The sequence below is a fragment of the Burkholderia sp. MSMB1078WGS genome (genome assembly GCF_001528895.1).
In the GTDB taxonomy this organism is placed as follows: Bacteria; Pseudomonadota; Gammaproteobacteria; order Burkholderiales; family Burkholderiaceae; genus Burkholderia.
Genome location: NZ_LPDI01000054.1, coordinates 1 through 584, shown reverse-complemented (window position 1 = coordinate 584; position 584 = coordinate 1). Strand labels below are relative to the sequence as shown.

Genomic DNA, 584 nt, shown 5'->3' with positions numbered 1-584 from the left:
ACGCCGGACGCCACTGTGACGGCCGACCCGAGCGGTGCATGGACGTATACGCCGTCGACCCCGCTGCCGATCGGCACGGTGATTGGTGTGACGGTCACCGACGCAGCAGGCAATACGGGGCCGTCTGCCTCGGTAACGGTGTCGGGGGATACGACGGCGCCGGCGGCCCCGGTCGTTGTTAGCGTCACGGATGACGTCGGTTCGATCGCCGGCGTGCTGACGACTGGCGCAACGACGGATGACACGACGCCGACGCTTGCCGGTACGGCGGAAGCGGGCAGCACAGTGAGCGTCTATGACGGCACGACGCTGCTGGGCACCACGACGGCAGACCCGTCCGGAAACTGGACGTTCACGCCGCCGACGGCGCTGGGTGAAGGCGCGCACAGCTTGACCGTCACCGCAACGGACACTGCGGGTAACGTCAGCGCGCCGAGCGCGGCATTCGACCTGACAGTCGATACGACGGCGCCTGCACTGCCGACGGTGAACGCAACGGACGGTACGTCGCTGTCGGGTACAGCCGAAGCGGGCGCAACGGTCAACATCGACACGAATGGCGACGGTACACCGGATGCAACCGT

General features: G+C 67.5%; 1 protein-coding gene. It reads left to right on the top strand.

Annotated features, from left to right (window positions below; translation table 11 throughout):
• A partial coding sequence (locus WT24_RS15410) for an Ig-like domain-containing protein (protein WP_156441807.1) occupies positions 1 to 584 on the top strand: 584 nt, incomplete at both ends.